This window comes from Sphingobacterium suaedae (assembly GCF_042684625.1).
In the GTDB taxonomy this organism is placed as follows: domain Bacteria; phylum Bacteroidota; class Bacteroidia; order Sphingobacteriales; family Sphingobacteriaceae; genus Sphingobacterium; species Sphingobacterium suaedae.
On record NZ_JBHULR010000003.1, the window covers coordinates 316,669 to 338,386 of the forward strand.

Genomic DNA, 21,718 nt, shown 5'->3' on the forward strand with positions numbered 1-21,718 from the left:
TGTGCTAATTTTGTTATTCAAAAAAGAAATGAATATGAGCAAACAGGCGTTAATTGTCATCGACATCCAGAATGAATATTTCGAAAACGGAGCACTTCCATTGGTAAACCCTGAAACTGCGAGTCTGAATACTCGCAGGGTTCTGGACCATTTCAGAGCAAACAATTTACCTATTGCACACATCCAACATGTATCGGCTAATCCAGAAGTAATGCCAATTTTTGTTGATGGAACACCTGGTGTGGAAATCCACGAAAATGTGAAACCACTTGTCGGAGAAAAAGTTTTTCAAAAGTATTATCCAAATAGCTTTAGAGAAACTGGACTTTTGGACTATTTAAAGGAAAATGACGTAACCGAAGTGGTTATTACTGGAATGATGACCCATATGTGCGTGGACGCTACCACACGTGCTGCATTTGACTTCGGCTATAAGTGTACGGTTCTCGGCGATACTTGTGCGTCACGAGACTTGGAAATTAACGGTAAAACGGTAAAAGCTGGTGATGTGCACCATGCGTTTTTAGCAGCATTAGAATTTTTCTATGCGGAGATTAAAAATACAGAAGAGTTTCTATCTGCGTAATTTCAGAGACTGTAAAATAGACTGTGTCAAGGATAATAAACAGAAGTATTATTTTTGACATAGTAATTATGAGTATTAAAGAAAACGATTTTGATTTTGAGTCCATGAAGGATAAAGCTCTGGAACAGTTACGCAGCGGAGAATCACTTTATGGTAAGAACGGAGCTTTTGCTCCATTAATGAAGAAATTTTTAGAAGCAGCGTTAGAAGCTGAGATGGAGAACCATATGGATGAAGCCCAGCGCTCCATTGGTAATCGGCGTAACGGCAAGTCCAGCAAGCAGATCCGAACCTCTGAGGGTACGATCGATATCGATACCCCCCGTGATCGTCGATCTAACTTCGAACCCCAGCTCATTAAGAAACGGGAAACAATTTTAGCTGAGAGTCTGGAAAAGAAGATTTTAGGCATGTATGGTCTAGGTATGAGTCTTAGGGATATTTCCAACCACATTAAGGAGATGTACGATACTGACATCAGCCACAGTACCCTTTCTTCGATTACCGATAAGATCATTCCTGAGGTCAAGGAATGGCAATCAAGAAGTCTGGATTCTCTTTACACGATCGTATGGATGGATGCCATGCACTATAAGGTTAAAGAAGACCATCGTTTTGTTTCTCGGGCAGTATACAATATCCTTGGCATTGACCGAAATGGGCATAAGCATTTACTGGGGATGTATGTTTCGGAAAATGAAGGTGCTAACTTTTGGCTGAGCGTACTGACCGATTTACAGAACCGGGGAGTAGATGATATCTTAATAGCCTGTATCGATAATCTAAAAGGTTTTTCAGAAGCGATACAGAATGTTTTTCCCGACACCGAAGTACAGACCTGCGTCGTGCACCAGATTCGTAACAGCCTAAAGTATATAGCAAGTAAGGACCAAAAAGAGTTTATGAACGATCTAAAGCCTGTCTACCGGGCTGACACATTGGATCTTGCCGGACTCCGGATGGACGAGCTCCAGGATAAATGGGGTGAAAAGTATCCGGTGGTCATCGACTCGTGGCGGCGTAACTGGATCGTCTGACCACCTATTTCCGATACGATAAATCCATCCGAAAATTGATCTACACCACCAATACGATCGAAGGATTCCATCGCCAGGTCCGTAAGGTCACTAAAACCAAAGGTGCGTTCACTTCAGATATGGCGTTATTGAAACTGATCTATCTGGCACATAAAAACATTAAGAAAAAATGGACGATGCCACTGGCCAATTGGGGAACTACAGCTCAGAAATTAGCTATTTGGTTTCCGGGAAGAATGGTGTTAGATTTGAAATGAGCAAAGTGGGTGAATTACCGCCCCGCGGGGCGGTAATTCACCCACTGACACAGTTAGTTTTACACTCCCTAATTTCACAAGGAAAAAGCAAAGGACAGGTTAACGTTTTTTAGTCTGTCCTTTTTATTCCAATACTAAGAAGGTTACGGTTTTCTCCTTTTTTATCCTCGTGTTAACAATTTTAATTGCTTTAGTTATTACGGTTAAAAAAGCAAAATGCTAACGAAGCCACCAAAGCTGTTTTTATTGTGTTTCTCTGGTCCATAATAATCAATGTTAGAACCCAATCCAAAAGAAAACTCGTTATAACTTAATCCAGCTCGAGCCATCAAATAACTTCTGGTCTGCATGTCGATGATGGTATTGTATTCATATAAAGCCTGAAGTCGTGAATAGAAACGCCATTTGTCATTAATCTTTGGCTTGTATTCAACTAAAACCAGGCCTTCTACATTGGTGTCCTTAGAAAAATCTATTCTCGAATTAGCGACAAACAACCAAGTCGGGTTGGCTACCGTATAAATGGCGCCTGCTATAGGTCGCATACCCTTTACAGACGTTACATGAAAACCTCCGGCAAGTTTTAAGCCTTTCAAAACTTCATACGTCAGGCTGGCTTGTGTCATGTAGTCGTCGATTTGATCATTATCCCATTCACCTACCAAGGACGTAACGCTGAAAATTCCCAATTTAGGAATACTCTTAAATTTTTTATCAATGATCATTTGAAAAGCCAGTCCTCTATTGCTGCCCAATAACTCTGTATTAATTGGAGGGCTTATTACTGGAATATCCGTGTTTTCTTGCGAAAAGGCATTTACGCTTAGGGCTAAAAGCGGTACTATAAAAACATAACTAATTTTTGTTAATAACTTCATTGTTCAGAAATTTACTTGTTTTGGAATTTTTTAAGAAGTTCACCTCAACTAAAGCAACTTACGTCGATCTGAAATTCAATTTATAATTATGTTCCTACCTCAGATTGGGCCGTACCAAAATTTCATACAAAGTTACCACTCTATATATTTTCTGATAGCTACATAAGCGTGCTATTGGTTTAGGTTTTCGTGCATAAAGCAACTTAAATAGAATATCGTGGGAGTCGACACAATAGATTTAAAGTGAGAAAACGTATATTTGGATATGAAATTCTAATATTTGTCAGCAATTTATGAATAGAGTCTTGTTGTTTTTAATGGCGTTTAGTTTTGCCTCTTGTCAGGAGAACAAATTACCTTATCTCGGCACAGCTTCAACGCAGGGGGATACTACCATTTATCCGACAATTGACTCGTTTACGATGCTCAATCAAGATAGTATGGAAGTATCCTCAAATAGTTTGAAGAACAAGATACATGTGGCATCGTTTATTTTCCTTTCCTGTCCGACAATTTGTCCCCAGATGAGCGTTCAGATGAAAGAGGTGCAGGAGAAAACCCAGAGCATGGACGACGTGCTTCTGCTTTCGTATAGCATAGATCCCAAACGGGATACTATACCTGCCCTAAAGGCGTACGCTAATAAAATAGGAGCAAAAGGTAATAAATGGCATTTTCTGTATGGGAATCAGGAAGAGGTAATGCGCTTGGCGGACAAATCTTATTATGCCATTGCATATCCTGATAGTTTGGCTCCCGGAGGTTTTACGCATAGTGGAGGCCTGCTTTTAGTCGACAAGGATCTTCATATCCGGGGAGTATATGATGGCACATCAAACGAAGAAACAAAAAGGCTGTTGAAAGACATCGCTATATTAAAAAAAGAAAAGTAAATTTTATTAATTTCGCTCAGTTTTGAAAAAATTCATGTACATATCGTTGCTTTTGGCTGTTATCATGCAGTCCACCAGCAGTATATGGATTTATCTGGGTTTTGAGCTCAACCGCGATTACATCGCACGCCAGCTATGTATCAATCGATTTGAAACCATTCCTGTATGTAAAGGATCCTGTTATCTGGAAGAAAAGATTAAAGAGGAAAAAAGTAACGGTGATGCACAGATAACAGTTAAGTTGCTCGAGGTTGTTATGGTTTTACCTGTTCTCGATGATAGCCACAAAATGCCTATTGAACATCCCATTGAAGATATTGTTTTTACTCCGATTCCTATCGGGTCGTTGTGCAACGGATTTTGCTTTAGCATCTTCAAACCACCGATATTCCTTGTTTAATTGATCACAAGATTATTTAAATTAAGGTAATATTATTATGGTTGTCAGAACAGAAGAAATAAACGTTTTGACATTGGAAGATATGGAAAGCTCTAATATAGGCTTTATTGTCACTCCGCTTCACACCTTTAATCAACGATATGGTTTCCTGTCATTACCCAATCAAAGAATGTTCTATACGATCATCTATTTTGAAGAAGAAGGGGGAAGATTTGCCATCGATCAGACTATCGTACAGGTTGAAAAAGGAGAAGCACTGAGCATTGCACCATCCAGTGTCTGCACATTTGAAATACATAAAGAAGCGAAAGGTTGGATTTTGCTTTTTACGGATGCCTTTTTTACAAAACGTTACAACGATAACGTATTGCATGACTTCTCTTTTTTAAAGAATAATGCAGTATACAAACAATTGGAAAACAACATCGACATTTCCAAGTTGCGTATGATGATGGATTCGATGTACGATGAGCTCAAGCTGTCGGATAAAGACTCTAAAACGATTCTGAGGTCTTATTTGAATATTGTACTCGGTATGCTGGAACGTTGCAGCGGTATACGGCTTGCCACGCCTTATAATAAGGAAAGAGAAAATAGGGTTCGGGCATTCGAACAATTGCTCGAACAATATTACAAAAGTGAGCGCTTTCCTTCATTCTATGCAGAGAAGCTAAACATATCGACCAATTACCTGAACCGGATCTGTCGGGAGCGACGCAATAAAAGTGTAGGTGAATTGATACGGGACAGAATTCTAATGGAAGCGGAGCGATTGCTATATCACACGTTCAAGACCGTGTCCGAAATTTCATTTGAACTGGGATTTGACAGTTCTTCGTACTTCATCACCTTTTTTAAAAAGAAACATGGAATCAGTCCAGAGGAGTTCCGCAAAATGCAAAGATAAACTCAAAGTTTTAGTCGACATAGCATAGGCAGTTCTATTGAATTAGGGCTGCCTTTCTTTTTCCAAACTTACTAGAAAAGAGTACTTTTTTTGGCGATTACTTAGCTGTTACAAATAACTAAACTATTATACCAGAAACAGCAATCGCCTGTTCCAAAAACAAAAGTCATCCGCATCTCTATTTCGTCAATACTTCCAAACAAAGTAGGAATTTTGTCAAAAAGCAAAAGAGAGAGATTTATGGATTTTCCTATGTTTCATTTGGATTGGTTGAATGACCGTTTTTTAATAGCCGTCATTGCCATCATCCACGTTATGATTAACCACGGTCTGGCCGTTGGTTTTATCCCTTACATTACCTGGTTGGAATACAAAGGTGTTAAGAATGCACCGGCAGACCAGATAACTGATACCAAATGGGACGAGCTTATTTATAATAAGATGAAAGTAGCGTTCATCATCACAACAACAATCGGTGCGATGACCGGTGTTGGTATCTGGTTTTCTGTCGCTTTGGTCAGTCCAAGCTCGATCGGGAGTTTGATACGTGTGTTCTATTGGGCCTGGTTTACGGAATGGATCGTTTTCGTAACCGAAGTTGTACTTATCATGATCTATTACCTTACGTGGAAAAATTCCAATAAATCGTTGAACGCAAAACTAAAACACATACGATTTGGCGCTTTTTTAAGTCTTGCTTCTTGGATTACGATGGTGATTATCGTCTCTATTTTAGGATTCATGATGGATCCCGGAAACTGGAATACGGACAAAAGTTTGCTTAATGGGTTTACAAATCCTATTTATATTCCTCAACTGGCATTTCGCACACCTGTAGCCATGTTGGTTGGTGGTGTATTTGGGATGCTGTTGACGACTATATTTTCAAAAAAAGAATCCGCAATACGTATTCTAGCTATCAAATATGCCGGTAAATGGGTCATGTTTTGGACACCATTTGCTATCGCGGGAGCAATTTATTATTGGAATGTGATGCCCGATGCGATGAAGGCTAATATGAGTACAGCGGTAGGTTCTATGGATTTCGAAGAATACTATGATTTGTTGAAATACTTTATCATAGGGGCCGCATCGCTGTCAATCATACTTGCGCTATGGGCCACTTTAAGACCTAAGAAAGTAAATTTTGCACTTGTTGTTGTGCCGTGTCTATTCATTTTCGGGTTTCTCGGCATATTCGAGCGAGTACGCGAATTCGTACGTAAACCTTATGTCATCGGAAATTACATGTATTCCAATCTCCTCCGCGAAGAAGATTATCCCTTGTATAAGAAAGACGGTGTCCTCAAGCATGCAACTTATGCCACTGTCAGTGAAATTACTCCTGAAAATAAAGTCCTCGCCGGCCGGGATGTATTTATGATTACCTGTAGTCGTTGCCACACGAGTAATGGTATTAATTCCATTGTAGATGTTTTTGAAAACATGTATGGCAAAGATAAACCGTTGAATGAACAAGCTATGGCGAGCTACATCCCGAACATGCATCAAGGTAGGGCATTTATGCCTCCATTTCCTGGAAATAAAAAAGAGCTCGAGGCATTAGTAGCATACATCAAACAACTGCAAAGCTCGGGTGAGTCGCTGCAGGGTGCGCAGACCGAAGGTGTTATAATTAACCCCATAAATGCGGTCGATGAGGTAGCAAAGCGCATAGAGGCTGATTTGGCGCAAAAAGAACAAGAAGACGATAACAACTAAGATTTTATACCCATGTTATTACAAATAAACACACCAGTACCCAAAGATATACCATTGGATTTACCACTGCCTGAATGGCTACTGGTCACACTATTGATAGTTTCTTTTCTACTTCATATTATTTTTATCAACTTGATGGTTGGAGGTAGTATCGTCGTCCTTTGGGCTCAGGTCAAAGGCTTGAAGGATAAACAGTATGATATGTTTGCATATGAGATAGCGAAGACTATCACTGTCAATAAAAGTATTGCCGTTGTATTGGGAGTAGCCCCTTTATTGAGTATCAATACGCTTTATACCGTTTACTTTTATTCGGCAAATGCGCTAACGGGATTTGCATGGATCATGATTATCCCGTCGGTTACGATTGCTTTTTTGTTGACTTACTTGCATAAGTACAGTTGGGGTGCGATGAAAAACCATAAAGCACTACATATTGGCATCATTGCGTTATCCGTTTTAATATTTTTATTTATTCCGTTAATATTTTTGACGAACGTCAACTTGATGATGTTTCCTGAAAAATGGGGAACGGTCAAAGGTTTTCTCAGTTCATTGGTTTTACCGAACGTTTTTCCCAGATATTTTGAGTTTTTAGGTGCTTGTGTTTCGGTTACAGGAGTATTCATTGTCTGGTACAACGGGCGTAAAAATTATCCGTTTGAAGAAATCTATAACAACTTCACCAGAGCCCAGATTAAGCGCGTTGGCTACCACATCGCATTGGTTGGGTTAGCGGGACAGGTCGTTTTTGGTGCTATTGTATTGATGACATTACCCGCAAAAGGGGTGAGTTTTGAGGTTATCGAAATTATGGGGGTAGCTGGGGGATTGCTCGTTTTGGCGTTATGGTGGATATGGCAAACGGTAAAAGACACCGATGAACACCTGAATAGGCATTTTTGGAAAATAACGATAGCCATATTTGTTTTCATGATCTGTTATGGCGGAAGCCGCCAAATGTACCGACACAATGCTTTAGACAAGCATCAACAGATGATGGCAGCACATACCGCTTCATTTCAAGCCTTGAGTAAAGAAGCACGAGAAAACGATGTTGAAGAAGAGGCGGAATTAGAAATTGATGAGTCATTGGGCGATCTTGCAAAAGGGACTGCGCTCTTTCAGGCGAGTTGTTCAGGTTGCCATCAATTGGATCAGCAACTGGTGGGGCCTCCAATAAGGGAAATGAAGCAAATTTATGAGAAAGATGAGACGGGATTGATTGCCTGGATAAAAGCGCCGGGGAGGAAGCGCATGGAGCTAATGCAGATGCCAGGTTTCCCACAGATACCGGATGAAGATTTAAAAGAAATTGCAAAGTACATTCTCTCTGTTGAATGAAACACTAAAATGTAACACGATGGACGATTATGATAGAAACATGCAGACAAGGATTGTAGATAGTATCTTGATTAGCTGTATGGTATTAAAAATCGCTTATATATTATTTCACCTATTTTTTGAATGACTATGGTACGTTACATACCTAAAATTAAAATAACGTTTTTACTTGTATTCAATCCTTATGGCACTGACATTTGCTATGCTTTGGTATCTTGAAAATGAACCAACCATATGGATTCTTTTTATAGGGCTTGCATTTGGCGTAGTTGCAATTGGGGCACAGTGTCTCAACCTAATTTTTATAACGATTTTTGCTAATAAAAAGCCCGAAGTAGGTTACAAAGAAAATGATAGAAACAAAAAGTATGAGTTTATTCGGGGGCTGTATTAAGATTAGTTGGTAAAGTGACTTAATAATTCTTAACCACTTTTCCCATACCTCTCGATTTTGGCCACACTGGCTCAAAACCATATTTGGCATACAGGTCATAAGCATTGCCGTCGGCAATAAGATTGACATAGCAAGACGATGGCAATTCGCGTTCGATAAAATCATTTAGCATCGTCATGATAAGCTTTCCTAACCCCCTCTTTTGATGCTCTGGTAATACACAAATATCTACAATTTGGCAATGGCAGCCCCCGTCACCAACTAATCTTCCCATACCTATCACTTCGTTTTTACTGTCTGTATCTAAGACGACAACACTGCAAAGTGAATTTTTTAGCGCTATTGTTGCGGCTTTTTCTGACTTTGGGAAAAGCCCGCAAGTCTCTATTAGAAATCGGTATTTTTCTACAGTGGGAGAATCGTACAGAGCTTTGTATGTCATTTCTATCAGCTTTATTTAAGTGTCCTTCCTCGAGAGGAATATTTTTTGTAAAAATAAATGACCAACCTTTAAAGGTTGTATTAACAAAAAATCAAAATCATCTTCTACGTCTTCTTGGCTTTGTTGTAGTCCATATAAATATAAACCATATACCAAAAGCGACACCAAACCCAATCCACGGAGTTTTCATAGATAATGCGGCAAAAAAACCTACCGTTGCAATGATGCAGGTAATAAAAAACCAAATTACATTTTTCATTGTTAGCCAAGTTTAAATTTTATTATTTATATAACTATAACGTTGCATAGGCTTAATGCCCATGCAACGAATTAATAGTTTATGCAGCGATCTTGTCTGAATTATCTTTAGCCTGCATATTTTTTTTTCAATATCCTGTCTTCGACTTTCCGAAGCTGTGCAATCACTTTCCGTTGTACATCATCCACAATCTTCCAATCTTTGGCAATATAAATATCTGTCGTACGGTTGCCCTCGTCAACGTGATTGAGCGCAAGAGCCACATCGTCCTTGCTCATCCGGCAATCGTTACGGGCGGTATTGGCAAAGGTGTGCCGGGCCCAATACAGCGTAAGGTCGGGTACGCCCGTTAATTTGCGTAACTGTTCCATGCCTTTGCACAATGCCCAATTGAGACAGCTACTGCTGGAATAGCGAAGCGAAAGTTTACCCAAGTACTTTTCAAGTAAAGGCTTGGCTTCATCAACGATCTTAATACTTATAAAGGCATTGTCCTTACGTTTGCCCTCAGTCTTGGAACGATTGTAGTCTATGCGGCCATTCCTGATGTCCCGTTCAGTTAATTGGTAAAGGTCTACAGCATTTATTCCGCAGAGATAGAACGAAAGCATATACAGCTCTTTGGCCAATTCGGCACGGCTTCCGGGAGTGGTCACACGATCGCGGATGGTTAACACCTGTTCAAGCGTATTGTTCCTTTTCTTGGTGAGAGGAGGGGAACCAACTTTGTATTTCTTGAACGGATAATGCTTGATGCGATATATTCCGAGATCTTCATTGTTGTATAGGTCACGTGCGGCATTGAACAGTGTCCTTAGATCGCGCATGTGATTGTGAAGCCCGCTATCGGATAGTCCCTTTTTGGTACTGACAACAGGTTTGCCATCTTGGTTGTAGCGTGTCATAATACGCTCTGACCGCAGGAAACGTTCATACGCCAGCAACATGTTGGAATTGATCTCTTTGATGGATACAGATGGGCGTTTGAAATAGTCTACCAAACTGTTGCGTATGACATTCTGATTTTTCGCCGTTCCTTTTTCTTTTTCCCCGCCCTTTTTCAGACGTTCGATGTGTTTATCACAAAACTTGATAAAGTCCACGTCCTCATCCTTATCACGCAGGTAGTCACGCAGGGATTCGGCGGTAAAGTAATCAAGACGGTCGTCCAAATCGCTAATCGCATTCCGATGTTCTTTGAGCTCATCATTGACCTTTTCCAAAATGAAAGGGTCTTTGATTTTTAAATCTTTCGTGAGCTGTTTCTTGACCACATAATGTGCGGTGTCAATAAACTTTCTTTCGCCTTTGTGATAGACACAGATTTTCACGTTGTAAGTGTCATCGGCTTTCTTGTGGTGGGCATAAACTTTTGCGCTTACGGTTGCCATAATTTTTTCAATTACCACGCAAGATGCTGTTACATATTTGTTACATTTTTGCGTGAAGTTCAACAAAAAACTATGTAAAACCAGTCGTAGGGGCGATTTACCCGTGACCGTCTCGCCGACGAAATCGGCTCAAAGAAATGAAAAAAAACCGCTTCAAAATTTCTTCTGAAACGGCTTTTAGTGCGCCCAACAGGGCTCGAACCTGTGACCAAGAGATTATGAGACTTTCGGCCTGTACCTTTTTACATCGTGCAAATTCAGCGTTCACGCTTTACAGAAGCAATATATGAACTATTTGTGGAACCGTGAAATTTTTCTCCGTTACGTATTTGTTACGGTTTTGGATGGTATAATAGTTTGGTAAACCATGCTCTACGATTTTGTCGCTGTCCCTTTTAACAAAGCAAATTGTGCGCTACTTTCTTTTAAATCTTTTTGAAGTATTGCAAAATGAGCACATAATTGCCTTTTTATACTGACGGAATTAAAGCCTTGTTTAAGAATACCATTTGAATTCTTATAAGTAGCTCTTGCGGCATTTTGAGCATAAGTTATGAAATTCCTTTCACCGAAATGAGAATATCTTTCATAAAGTTGCCTCTTGCGTAAATGATTGTCCTTTGTTTTTTTGCCATATGCCATCATCATAGTTTTCTTAATACGGCCTTTCATTTTACGGAAATAGCGCGATAAACTACCTGGCCGTATATACACATTTCTCCCATTATACTCAAAACCAAGATATTGAAGATTCTTATAATGTCGCTCCTCGGGTTGAGTTAACGCGTGCAGAGCCATTTTTTTCTGGTCAAAACTCTGAATAACGTTATTCTTGTTCGATTTAAATAAAATAATTTCTGTTTTTTTATCTTGAATAGGAAGGTCGTATCTCCTGCTTAGTTCATTTTTCAAATCAGATATGATTTTATCAGTATCCTTTGTTTTACAAACAATTAGCAAGTCGTCGCAATATCTGAAATATTTAAATCCCATTTCAACTCCCAGTTTATAAACCCATTCATCAAAATCGATAAGATAAATATTAGAAAGAACAGAACTCATTGGAGATCCTTGTGGAATACCTTTAAAATTTAATTCACGAGTTACCTTGTCAACTTTTGGACGATTACTCGTTACCAATCTTTTTTTACGCAATACTTCAAACTTTTCTTGGAAACTTTTCCCGCCTATTGTATCGGGAACTAAATCTAATAAGGTTCGATACTGTTTCACTTTACTAAGATTAACGTTGAAATGTTTAAGCAGACTAACTTGATTTACGTAAGCATATTTAGTTAATGATTTGAAAAGGTTGTATTGATCTATCGGCAAATGTTTCAGACACATTACTTTTGACCACTTTTCCTTTAGTATAGAATGGTCAATATTATCAAAATACCCCTTTATATCTAACGCTATTGCGGTGCATTCTTCCTCTTTTTTAATCATCGAATCAATTGAGTCGAAAGCCTTCTTCGCAAACTGAATGTTGCATTCTCCTTCCAAATCTGATCGATAAGCCAACACACTGGATTCGAAACCCTTGTGATGAATATAACTTTGATAACGTTCGTTTAGCGCAAAAGAAAAGAAAGAATAGATATAAGAATCAAAATGTGAAGCATATGAAATTGGACGAATTTTAGTTTCTAAAGTATATTCAAATGCTGTTTCACTATATTTATACCGAGGTGTTTTGACTAAGATTTTAACAAAAGGCAGGAAAGCGTGAGTAGCTACTCTTTTTAGCTTGGGGTCTTTTACCAAACCATGAATTTTTTCATTGTGTTTAGAGAAATCAAATCTATGGTCAAAATGTTTATATCTTTTCTCTTTTGCTTTTAATGTTTTTACAACAAATCTTTTCCAAACGTCGGCACTGTATAATTGAGTATTTTCCATCTGTTTATTGGGACATTAGCCGGAGAGATTCAGCAATCTTAGCAAACTCCGGCTAATGCACAATGTATATTCATTGCTTGGCAGACGATGCGCCTCTATCGTCGAAGGGTTTTCACCTATTACATGCCTTAATCCTCCCGTGGCCAATCATGCAGGAATAATACTAAATGTGGCACTACAGATTAGGTTTTGAACGTCTTCATCCTAACCTTTTCAAGTTTACCGAACATTGATTGCCATATCCGTTACCTTGAAACCTCGTCGAATATGTTTCACTTCAACTCGGGTTTACTGAACTAAATCAGTGAGACTATAAACATAGTTAATGTTATGAAGAATTACATCCTAATTGCTCATCTCACGATAAGCCTCGACACTGTCGGTCTGTCAGAATCCTATGCCGTGTTGGCATGGTCTTTGACCTTTAATGTTAGGTGCATCCTGTTAAACACTACACCCCTTAGACAATTCTAAAGGCGATATACATAGTTCAATTTTAATGCCCGGTGTTGATGTGTGACAAAATGTCTTGTTTAGATTTATTGAATCGCATCTTGGATATGTCCTAACTTGATTGTGTGTTAATCTGATATGAAATATGTATTTTCGTATTTACGTTCGTATCCGAATTGTGGAAGAAAATTATAGTTCGTGACGCAATAGCCCCAATGATAATCCAATTGGATAACTTATATCTCCCCATCGGAATTGAGTAAAAAGTCGACTTCCCAAATCAGTTGATTGCTTGACAATGATTATGTCCACACCTTTATTTTTTAGCTTATTAAGAGGTTCTTGATAAATAACGTCATCTGCCACCAATATTATGTTTTCCGTATTTATAATTCTATCTAAGTATTCTGTTACCTGAAAACCAATAATTTGATCTGACCTATGTATAGATAGTTTGACGTGAGGTAAACCTATGGTCTTTTTTCTTAGATCGGGAATATGAACTACATTCTCCAAATGGTGATGATCACTTATAAATAAAACGCAGTTAATATCTCCAACAGATTCCGGGAATCTATTATAATCAAGGATGTTTTGGATTATATCTCCCAACATAGGTTGTTTAAACTCTCTAGCTTCCCATATTTTACTGTATAGAGCTCTAGTTTGGTTTAATGCTTTTTCCAAAAAAATTCCATCTATTATGACAGAAGTGTATGATTTTACGGTAGTATTTTTTAGCTTTTCATTCAGTATATGAATTGTTGTCTGACTAAAAACATTTATCTGGTATTCCCTTAAACTCTTTTCGGAGATGGTTAAATGGTAATTCTCTCCTTTATTTCGCCATTTCTTTATGTCTTCAATAAAAAATGTATAAAGTCTTTTGTCACCCAAATCGCTGCCGGCGTAGAGAAATAATACAAAATTATCTGTCACATATTTGATCGGTATTGTTACTGACGAACTGCTATTGTTCGCGAATGACCTGTATTTTGATTGTAATTTAAGGAACGAAGTTGATTTCTCTGTGATGCTGTCTAATATTAGTAAATCGGCTCCTTCTTGATCAAAGGACGGTTTACTTAATTTGAAGCCATTTTCAAGCAGGTGATGGGCAATTAGATTTTCGGCCACCAACTCTTTCGGTTTATTGTCGATCATATCATTACATCAAATTGGATATTTAGAATACATTTTCAAGTATCTTGACACAGCGTTTAGGGTGAAGTCACGAAGATTGAATCTTGCTGTAAATCTAACATTATTCTTCAAAGAACCCAACCAAACCAATCACTTTGCATGGTATCGACTATTTAAAACGTCAAATTTTTCACTCGTCGAAATTCGCCAGATAGCATTCTGTTTTTAAGAATTTAATCAAATACATCTTTTATCGATGGCGCAAATTTATAGCTTGAAACTTAGACGTATTAAAATGGGCATACATCCATATCAATATGGGGAATAAATAGTATCTTAATCCATGTTAATTAATATATCTACGATTACAAAATAATGGAAAGAGCGACAACCAAGTATCTTACAGGCTTTCAAACAGATGTAGGAAATGATGAAAACTTCGCATTGCTAAATGAATTTTTTATAGCCTTTTCTCGATTTGAATTTACACTAAAAATCTCAGGATACTTGAAGGATAATGTGAAAAAAGAAGCGCATCCAGATTGGTTGAAATTTGGGTTAAAGAAAAAAGAGACGTTCGATGATTACATCGATAGCTTGGAAACGGACGACGAATTAAAGACAGCAATAGAGTATATCCTCATTAATCCTCCGAAAAAACAATTTGTAGGTGATGACAATATGTTGATGTTCGCGTTAGTGCCCGATGAAAATCCTTCCAACACCCAAAAGCTCTGTACCTATATCACGAGGATAAGGAATAATCTTTTTCATGGTGCCAAATTTCTTAAATCGTATGGTGACAGCTCGCGGGATTGGAAGCTCATTAGCTGTGCCCTATTAGTTTTGTCTTGTTGGATTGACGATGATCAAAATTTCAAAAGCTGGTATTTTGATGGATAGCTTATTTAGCCTAAAAGAATCAACTATTGTTGACAAAATCATTAAATGAAACACTATTCACACAAAGGAAAAAGACTTGGAGCAAGGGATCGATCCTTATGTAAACTGTTATTACCCTCTAAATTTAAGGCGTGTAAAATAGGAAACCAATAGATTTACCATGGAAATACTACGATATTATTTACCTACGATACGTAAAATTGTAAATCAGTTAAAAGAATTGGAAAAAGATCCAATGGGCAGCGGTACGACTTGCCTCCTGATTCAAGAAAAATTGATAGTCAGCCTAACCAATATTGAATATAGGATACGAAAAGCTAAAAACGAAGCGTCTGGTATTAAAAAGCTATTGGCTAACAAGAATTTGCAGAATTCCAAAGAAAAATCTAAACAGCTTAAAGCACAATCAAAAATTTTGCTCAAAAGAATAGATGATTACCAAAATATTAGAATACTGTTTAAATCAATAGCCGATGGTATTGCCTTCTTATACATTAACCGTTTCGATCTCAAAGCGCAAAACTTTAAGCAAAGCACTGGCTTTATAAGTAATAAAAAAGGCAGTCGCTTGGAAAGGAAATGTTTCAGATATGCTTTTAAGGCCGGAGGCATTGCGATTATGAACGATTTAACTAATGTACTTAAATACTTTGACTTAATGATAATTACCGGTATAGACGAGTGGTTTCCTATTGAAGTCAAGTCTGGATCGTCTAAGAATAAGGTTCAGGCCAATAAAGGAAGTACGTTGATGAAATACTTATTAGCTGATGAACCAGCAGACATCTATGAACGAGGAATGCCAATGATTCGACAGTCTCTCGTCTCCAATGTTCAAGATCATGTAGAGAAGGTTAACGGCTTGTTTAAAGAAGCTAGGCAAAAAGGGTTTGCACTTCAAACAATGGAAACAGGCTTGACCATACTCGCTACTTTCGATGACGAAATTGATGATTTTGAAAACTTGCTAAATAGTCTCCAACTTGTTGAGCCAATTCTATTTTGTCAAAATAATTATGCGGTTACACAATTTGGCTATTATCCATATTGTCTTTCCATTAAGGCAACTGAAGATTATTTGGACTTTTTAAGCGGAAAGCTTCAAATATTTCACTTTTTTGACCGGGCGAGTTTGCAGCCAATGGCAAATAAATACAGCTACAATTATGAGTTTTTAGGGCAAGAGGAAATGTATGTTAAATTTACCCACAAAGTTGATGATGTAAAATTTGCTATTAGTTGGCATTCTTTTTCACGTATCTTTTTTGAATACATTTCTCCATCATGGTTAATTAATGATCATTTTTTACAAGTAAAAGAAATGACTAAATCTTTAAAAGAAAATCCCGATATTTCAAAATAGTCCGAATTGAGACAGGACTTTCGAATTAAAACTCACCCATTCAAGTGCCAATACAAAATAGAATAAAATAAATCGAAAAATTTTAAAGGTTATTTTGCGGATGAAATTGCATCAACCTACCGTCTGGATTAATTTTCAATGAATAATAATTGCCGTTGAAATAATACCCATTGTCGTTCTGAATATGAAATCCCTTACCAGCCTTTAGACGATTCTCAATTTCTTCCTTGTTTGCATCCAGTACAATATTAATAATCCTTCTGATGTCTTTCAACGTATATTGAAAGCCGGTACCTTGGCCTTTGGAAGATTCGTTAATTAGGAATTTCTTATAATGTCTCAAATAGATATGTATGAAACGCTCAAAATCCCAATAAACATGTTGGGTCCAACCCCATAGTGTTAATGTCTCGTCTTCAAATCCATAGACTAGTTTCATCAATTCCATCCAAGCCTCCTCATTTTCATTTTTTAGCTTGTCAATATGTTTGGTCGCTATGCCCAAATGACGACATATAAAAGCGACCCGCTCTTTCCTGCGATTGGCAAGCGCGTTATTTAGTGCTGCCCTAAAAGGGCTATTCTTTCGATCTGCATATACCAGTGTTTTCAACGAGGTAATCAAAACATCGTCGTAGAACTTTCCCGTTTCGGGATTTATCAAAAAGGTATTTTTATCACCATCTGAAAGCTGATCGCGTTCCAACAAAAGCATAAGGCTAAAATACATCCTTTTTTCAGCCGGAATTAACGGAATGCCTTCTTTGATTCTTCTTCTAAAGAGAAGTAGCTGCATACGTTCTCCATCGAATAAGTCTGGGCTAAAGTCAACATTGATAGTATTTGGAATATCTTTAACGTCCGCATTGTCATATTGATTTTTAATAGGTCCGATATCAAGTGCACTTAGACTTCTAACATCCCTTGCATAAAAACCTTCCGTTTTGAGCAACTTATTTTTTTCTGTATCCTGCAAAGCGCCATCCAGCAACACTAATCCATCGTCGTTACCAACATTATGGGAATTGATCTCAAGCTTTAATTTAGCACGCTCTGATGGTGTATAAATAATATAGCCGTATACGGTATTGCCATACTTCTGATAGGCATCCGAACCATAATAGAAATCGAAAATGGCATATCGATCAAACTGACCGACTTGAATAAAAATATTCTGTATGGAATGTTTTAGTGGTAGATCCATAATCCTCGACCCATGCTACGTTATGGGTTATTCGTCTTCCGGATGATTTGCCCATTCAATCAACTGCTCAATTCCATTTCTAGCCCTTAGCAAATACGGTAAACCAGACTGATTAGGCCCCCCACCAGGATTTGCCAATTCCAAAAGAATAGTCAATGAATATTCATACCACTCATAATTTCCTCTTAATGGTGGAATTGCAAGGGCATTCAAATATTTTATGGCTCCTATCAATATTTCTTGCCCGTCTGCTAGATTCTCTACTTGATAAAAGTTCTTTTTTGATAGGCTGACAAAATTTTCGGTCATTACAGACAACTCATACATCTGCTCAGGAAGTTTCTCTAATTGCGAAGTAGTCTTTTCCCACATCAGACCCTCAGCAAGTGAAAAGCAAGCCTCAAATAATCTTTTTTCATCCATCAGATTTACATAGTTTTAAAGCTATAAAAATAAGAACTTCCAAGGACTATTATTAACGTTTTCATTTTACAAGTTACCAAAATACTAAATCTACGAACAGTTTATTTTTTATCATTATTACGATTACAGCGTTAAGAGTGCTCTTCTAAACTGCTCGATTTGTAACAGTAATTCAAAAATCATCTTTCATCGAACCAGTTGGTAGGTGGTGAGTAAAGGGATGGTCACAGCACGCAAGCTGGGAAAATATAGGGATTCTGTAGTATAGAATAGTCATTAAAGCTACACGTAATGTTTGAAAGGCAGTACTTCGGATTTGATCGCCTTCCCCGCTGTTAACACCTCACCGATAGAATCCGCGAAACGCAGCGTGACGGGTGCTCCATCTGCAAAAATGCAAGCGTTATAATTTAACTTCGTGAGCGCTAGAATATCCCTACACACAATTTCAATATCTGCATCACCCCTTAGGACTTCTACTCGTAGGGGGTTGGGGGTTTCTAGGCCAAGTTGGGTCTGAATGCGAGGAATATAGCCTTTTGTCCATAAATAGCCTAAATTTTCAGTGACAATTAAGGCCGAACCACGAGGAATACAATAGGAGAAATCGCGATACATCTTAAAAGTATTGTCCTCCTTAATCCGAACGCCTATGATTTTGGATTTGCTAGCTGTAGCCTCTGTAAAACCTTGCCATTCCTCATCATCAAACCCAGTCTTTGCATGAATAAAAATCTCGTCAGGGTATGTATCATCTTCGGATTTCTGCTTAAAAGATTCCAAAGACATGGACAACAATTCAAATGCATCCTTCTTGCTAATATGGTACTCTTTGGTTTTTGGATTGTACCATGGCCCAATATTTCCCCTGAAAACCATACCGTCCCCCGAATCCAGAAACATTTGTGCTGCACAACAAGCGTTCCTTTGGTTTTCGGGAGAATCGATCTTTTTGTAAACCAAACCAAGATAACAGACATTTTTCCTTACTTCACCTAACTTCCAGGGCAATCCTCCCGATTTATAATAAAGCGTGGTCGATATATTCCATGCTTTTGCGGTATCAAATAACTTTTCGTACTCAATTTTCTTCTCATCGGTCCATAACGATTGGTAATTAATTGTGCTTTCCCTTATTATCTGCGTCACGATTTTATCGTTCAAAAGCTTTGCCTTTAGCTGATTGTGAAAGTTTATTTCAAAATCATAGGCCACTTTCAACTCGGTGAGTTCGTCAAAAAGAAGTATCTGATTTGAGCTTCTCTCATTTTTTCGTAGTCCAATCTTATTGTTGTCTTCCGCTTTGGGGATTTTCGATTGCGGCCTTCCATACTGGTAAATTTCGTCTGGTATTGCTATAAACCAAACATCAACACGAAAGTGTTCTTCATTCAGGTATCGGCTTAATCTGGTGGCATATAAATCTGTCAAATTGAAAACACGTTGATGTCCATCTGTATACTTCAAAAACTTTTCAATTTCCTCTATTGGAATATCTATCTCCTGCATGGAGTTAAAATTGACTGATATATTGAATGCAGCTTCGAGGCCTGGAAAGTAAGGTCTAGCTATATCATTCTTAGCGGGAAAAATTGGTTTATGAATATCAGACAAATATTTGATAACATAGTTTCTTTGAACTTCGGGGCCTATAATACCAATGTTTATAGTCCCACTGTGTTCCTTTTGTGTATAAGGGCCAAAAAGGGTTAATCCGTCTCTTGGGTCTTCAATTTTTTGGTTGTGTCCAAAAGTTAACTTAGGTTCTGGAATATGGATCAGCGTTGGTTCAGTTATCATTTTCGTCAATATGTTCTTCGTAATCTCCTAATATTCCTTGCCGAGATTTATCCTTAGGGTCAAAGTAACCAAAGTCAGCCCAAAATGTCTCCGGAATAGCGGACATTTCTAATTCAAAATCAGAAGACAGCTTAATGGAAATCCTGTCATCCTTTTTTAACCCGGTTAAAAATGCCAGTTGCATGTCACGCCACTCTTCATTAAAGAATCTCTTCCCTTTGGCCCGGCGGTGAGTATGGATTTTACTCTTATCTGGCTCTCCCTTGGCATCTTTCCAAACCTTAAATCCATCATCTGTAAAAATGATATGGTTTTTTAAGCTATAGCCCAACAGAGGGGTTAAGATTGGTTTTGCCGACATTCCATAGTGCCAGTGCCCCAGTGTTTTATATTTCCCGATAAGGTTTTTAGTTTTTGATGATTTCTTTTCTCGGTATGGATATTCAAACTTAACTTTCAAGGTTGTAAGGTTAGCGGGAGTATAAAAATATGCTAAATCTTTGTTTGCCATTTCATACCAGAACATCCCCCTTTTTTTCATCATAAGATGAAAGGTTCTCCTTAAAAGGGACTTGAAATAGTTTTCAGAATCACGAATGGTTGGGAATGACTGGTTTCCGTTTCCCATTAATACATCTGTAATTTTTATTTTATAAGTACGTTGTGGTTTTATTGAAGCCTCAACATCGTTATCATTAATTTTGAAATCCACAAAATCCTGAAACGAAACAAGGTGGTTTGAAATTTTGCCAGTTGGAAACTCATTAAGGCCCTTCAATGCTGCATCAGCTTGACCTTTGGTTTGAAATTCGTAAATAAAAAAATAATCGGGCAATTCTTTTATCGGCCACCAATTGCTATAATATAATTCATACTTCGATACTATACTATTGGACGGTAAAAACTGGCTTTCATACCACTGAGCAAATTCATTATGCACAATTTTATTCACTTTTGGCACATTGTCATTCCTCAATTTTTTTTCTAATTGTTTCAATCCCTCACCCCAATTATCGTAAAACGGTATTTGATTAAGCCTATCTGCTCCAATGAACAAATTATATGTGGCTCTATCTATATTCATTAGAATAATAAAATCACTTAGGCTGTTTTGCTTACCGATACTTTCAGATAGGCTGAATTCTTTATATACTCCGTCTTTCAACTTGCCGGGGATCAATTGTCCAGCCTCATCTTTTTGACAGATACTATGCGAATAGACAAGTAAGACTTTGGCCGCTCTGTTTCTTATGACCTGATCAATTTCCTCCCAAAACTTTTCGCCCCCTAAAAGTCCATTTTTGTCAATCCACACCTCGTAATTAAGCATTTGTAATCGAGAGGCCAACCAGATCGTGAAATCGTTGTCTTCGGGTGTAGCATGACTTATAAAAATTGTGTCTCTCATTAACTATTTATATGCTAATCTCAATGTACGCTAAGATAATCATTTTACCTAAGATATTTTGTGGTGTGATTCTTTGCATTGTTTATTCTAAAAAACGATAACTATTTCTCCGCTTGGCCATTTATATGGGCATCCGCCAACTCTGCCTCTGTACTTTTTATCGCCGCTGACGATCTTGCCAGCTCTTCTTCATATTCAGGGGCAAATATGCGAAATAGCAATTGGCCTTTATTTACATATTGGCCTTCGTCAACAAAAATATCATCAATGAAACCGCTTACTTTCGAGCGCAACTCAATATCCTGAACTCCCTGCAAATTCACGGGAAAATCCGTATAAACTGTGGCTGCTTGAGACGTTAATGTATAGATAGGATACTCTTCAAGCGAAACGTCATCCTGTTGGTGTTGTTGGCTATTATTACAGGCCAAAGTCGCCGCGAGCACACACGGGGCGAATAATTTAATGATCGATTGATTTGCCATATATTGATTGTAAAATGATTTAGATAACTATAGGTTCAACGACCTAAGTAGTTATAATTGGCAAAATTACCCCCTATAAAGAGCTACAAAAAGGGGTGAACGGCAGGTTAATTGGCAAAAAGGT

General features: G+C 37.9%; 20 protein-coding genes and 1 pseudogene. 11 read left to right on the forward strand and 10 right to left on the reverse strand.

What is annotated here, in order from left to right:
• The first annotated feature begins 34 nt into the window (after positions 1 to 34).
• Positions 35 to 586 carry a cysteine hydrolase family protein gene (locus tag ACFSR5_RS04745; protein ID WP_380901242.1) on the forward strand — a complete coding sequence of 184 codons (552 nt, stop codon included), beginning with the start codon at positions 35 to 37 and terminating at the stop codon, positions 584 to 586.
• A gap of 68 nt (positions 587 to 654) precedes the next feature.
• Positions 655 to 1,880: pseudogene (locus ACFSR5_RS04750) on the forward strand (IS256 family transposase).
• Between the two features lie 203 nt (positions 1,881 to 2,083).
• On the opposite strand, the gene ACFSR5_RS04755 reads toward ACFSR5_RS04750, so the two are convergent.
• Entirely contained in the window at positions 2,084 to 2,758 is a 675-nt protein-coding gene (locus ACFSR5_RS04755; RefSeq protein WP_380901244.1) for a hypothetical protein, read from the reverse strand.
• A 293-nt stretch (positions 2,759 to 3,051) separates the two neighbouring features.
• Here ACFSR5_RS04755 and ACFSR5_RS04760 point away from each other — a divergent pair, with 293 nt between their 5' ends.
• From ACFSR5_RS04760 to ACFSR5_RS04785, 6 genes are all read left to right on the forward strand, one after another.
• Positions 3,052 to 3,651, forward strand: a complete 600-nt coding sequence (locus tag ACFSR5_RS04760) for an SCO family protein (protein WP_380901246.1) — start codon at positions 3,052 to 3,054, stop codon at positions 3,649 to 3,651.
• A 34-nt stretch (positions 3,652 to 3,685) separates the two neighbouring features.
• Positions 3,686 to 4,051, forward strand: coding sequence for a hypothetical protein (locus ACFSR5_RS04765; protein ID WP_380901248.1), 366 nt, complete (start codon positions 3,686 to 3,688; stop codon positions 4,049 to 4,051).
• A 37-nt stretch (positions 4,052 to 4,088) separates the two neighbouring features.
• Positions 4,089 to 4,958 carry a helix-turn-helix domain-containing protein gene (locus ACFSR5_RS04770; protein WP_380901250.1) on the forward strand — a complete coding sequence of 290 codons (870 nt, stop codon included), beginning with the start codon at positions 4,089 to 4,091 and terminating at the stop codon, positions 4,956 to 4,958.
• Positions 4,959 to 5,198: 240 nt separating this feature from the next.
• Positions 5,199 to 6,680: a c-type cytochrome gene (locus ACFSR5_RS04775; protein ID WP_380901252.1), complete on the forward strand. Its 1,482-nt coding sequence runs from the start codon at positions 5,199 to 5,201 to the stop codon at positions 6,678 to 6,680.
• A 12-nt stretch (positions 6,681 to 6,692) separates the two neighbouring features.
• A complete protein-coding gene (locus ACFSR5_RS04780; RefSeq protein ID WP_380901254.1) occupies positions 6,693 to 8,024 on the forward strand; it encodes a c-type cytochrome in 1,332 nt (443 codons plus the stop codon).
• A gap of 184 nt (positions 8,025 to 8,208) precedes the next feature.
• A complete protein-coding gene (locus ACFSR5_RS04785) occupies positions 8,209 to 8,418 on the forward strand; it encodes a hypothetical protein (protein WP_380901256.1) in 210 nt (69 codons plus the stop codon).
• 19 nt (positions 8,419 to 8,437) lie between these two features.
• Here ACFSR5_RS04785 and ACFSR5_RS04790 read toward each other — a convergent pair whose 3' ends face one another.
• A complete protein-coding gene (locus tag ACFSR5_RS04790; RefSeq protein WP_380901258.1) occupies positions 8,438 to 8,860 on the reverse strand; it encodes a GNAT family N-acetyltransferase in 423 nt (140 codons plus the stop codon).
• Between ACFSR5_RS04790 and ACFSR5_RS04795 the strand changes: the two genes are divergently transcribed.
• Entirely contained in the window at positions 8,743 to 9,135 is a 393-nt protein-coding gene (locus ACFSR5_RS04795; protein WP_380903194.1) for a hypothetical protein, read from the forward strand. The genes ACFSR5_RS04790 and ACFSR5_RS04795 overlap by 118 nt on opposite strands.
• Positions 9,136 to 9,226: 91 nt before the next feature.
• Here ACFSR5_RS04795 and ACFSR5_RS04800 read toward each other — a convergent pair whose 3' ends face one another.
• The 3 genes from ACFSR5_RS04800 to ACFSR5_RS04810 all read right to left on the reverse strand — a co-directional run bounded on the left by ACFSR5_RS04800 (position 9,227) and on the right by ACFSR5_RS04810 (position 14,029).
• Entirely contained in the window at positions 9,227 to 10,510 is a 1,284-nt protein-coding gene (locus ACFSR5_RS04800; protein WP_380901260.1) for a site-specific integrase, read from the reverse strand.
• 372 nt (positions 10,511 to 10,882) lie between these two features.
• Entirely contained in the window at positions 10,883 to 12,412 is a 1,530-nt protein-coding gene (locus tag ACFSR5_RS04805; protein WP_380901262.1) for a reverse transcriptase domain-containing protein, read from the reverse strand.
• 642 nt (positions 12,413 to 13,054) lie between these two features.
• Positions 13,055 to 14,029, reverse strand: a complete 975-nt coding sequence (locus tag ACFSR5_RS04810) for a hypothetical protein (RefSeq protein WP_380901264.1) — start codon at positions 14,027 to 14,029, stop codon at positions 13,055 to 13,057.
• A 354-nt stretch (positions 14,030 to 14,383) separates the two neighbouring features.
• Here ACFSR5_RS04810 and ACFSR5_RS04815 point away from each other — a divergent pair, with 354 nt between their 5' ends.
• The gene (locus ACFSR5_RS04815; RefSeq protein ID WP_380901266.1) at positions 14,384 to 14,911 is read left to right on the forward strand and encodes a hypothetical protein; all 528 of its coding nucleotides are present in this window, start codon (positions 14,384 to 14,386) and stop codon (positions 14,909 to 14,911) included.
• A gap of 160 nt (positions 14,912 to 15,071) precedes the next feature.
• Positions 15,072 to 16,274: a hypothetical protein gene (locus ACFSR5_RS04820; RefSeq protein WP_380901268.1), complete on the forward strand. Its 1,203-nt coding sequence runs from the start codon at positions 15,072 to 15,074 to the stop codon at positions 16,272 to 16,274.
• Positions 16,275 to 16,356: 82 nt separating this feature from the next.
• On the opposite strand, the gene ACFSR5_RS04825 is transcribed toward ACFSR5_RS04820, so the two are convergent.
• The 5 genes from ACFSR5_RS04825 to ACFSR5_RS04845 all read right to left on the reverse strand — a co-directional run bounded on the left by ACFSR5_RS04825 (position 16,357) and on the right by ACFSR5_RS04845 (position 21,594).
• Entirely contained in the window at positions 16,357 to 17,478 is a 1,122-nt protein-coding gene (locus tag ACFSR5_RS04825) for a hypothetical protein (protein WP_380901270.1), read from the reverse strand.
• A 27-nt stretch (positions 17,479 to 17,505) separates the two neighbouring features.
• Complete coding sequence (locus ACFSR5_RS04830) at positions 17,506 to 17,901, reverse strand: hypothetical protein (protein ID WP_380901272.1); 396 nt, start codon at positions 17,899 to 17,901, stop codon at positions 17,506 to 17,508.
• A 282-nt stretch (positions 17,902 to 18,183) separates the two neighbouring features.
• Positions 18,184 to 19,701, reverse strand: coding sequence for an argonaute/piwi family protein (locus tag ACFSR5_RS04835; RefSeq protein ID WP_380901274.1), 1,518 nt, complete (start codon positions 19,699 to 19,701; stop codon positions 18,184 to 18,186).
• A complete protein-coding gene (locus ACFSR5_RS04840; protein WP_380901276.1) occupies positions 19,691 to 21,109 on the reverse strand; it encodes a toll/interleukin-1 receptor domain-containing protein in 1,419 nt (472 codons plus the stop codon). Before ACFSR5_RS04840 ends, ACFSR5_RS04835 begins: the two co-directional genes overlap by 11 nt.
• A gap of 101 nt (positions 21,110 to 21,210) precedes the next feature.
• Positions 21,211 to 21,594 carry a biotin/lipoyl-binding protein gene (locus ACFSR5_RS04845; protein WP_380901278.1) on the reverse strand — a complete coding sequence of 128 codons (384 nt, stop codon included), beginning with the start codon at positions 21,592 to 21,594 and terminating at the stop codon, positions 21,211 to 21,213.
• Positions 21,595 to 21,718: the final 124 nt, after the last annotated feature.